This is a genomic window from Vibrio sp. D173a (assembly GCF_030248475.1).
This window is the reverse complement of sequence record NZ_JAHGAH010001445.1, coordinates 1-562: the sequence shown is the minus strand read 5'-3', so window position 1 is coordinate 562 and position 562 is coordinate 1. Positions and strand designations below refer to the sequence as shown.

At 45.4% G+C, this 562-nt stretch carries 1 protein-coding gene; it reads left to right on the top strand.

Features of this window, described 5'->3' with window-relative positions; translation table 11 throughout:
- On the top strand, window positions 1–455 hold a 455-nt coding region (mlaD, locus tag KIV40_RS33955; RefSeq protein WP_285353843.1), incomplete at its 5' end, for an outer membrane lipid asymmetry maintenance protein MlaD.
- Window positions 456–562: the final 107 nt, after the last annotated feature.

Genomic DNA, 562 nt, shown 5'->3' with positions numbered 1-562 from the left:
GCTTTGTTATCGCGGGAATTTGCGCAATCTTAATCATGATCTTTCAAGTCGCTGACGTGAAAGGGCTAGGTTCGAACCATACTTACACACTCAAGGCGACGTTCGATAATATCGGCAGCTTGAAGGTACGCTCTCCAGTAAAGGTTGGCGGGGTTGTTGTCGGTCGTGTAAACAGCATTCAATTAGACTCTGAGAGCTATCTGCCTGTGGTGGAGCTTTCTATTGATGCGAAATATGACCAGTTCTCGGAAACATCCAGTGCACAAATTTTGACATCAGGTCTGATCGGCGAGCAATACATCAGTCTTGTACCGGGCTTTGTCTTCGAAGATGAAGAGATGCTGGTTGATGGCGATGTCATCGAAGACACCAAATCTGCATTAGTATTAGAAGATCTGATTGGCCAAGTGCTGTATAGCGTTGGCGGCTCTGATGAAACAACAACCGAGGAATAAGTTGATGTTAAAAAGAATGTTTATGATGGTCGTAGCCGTTGTCTTTGCGACCAATGTTATGGCTCAAGAGAGCATTGACCGCACTCAGCCATACCAAATGATGACAC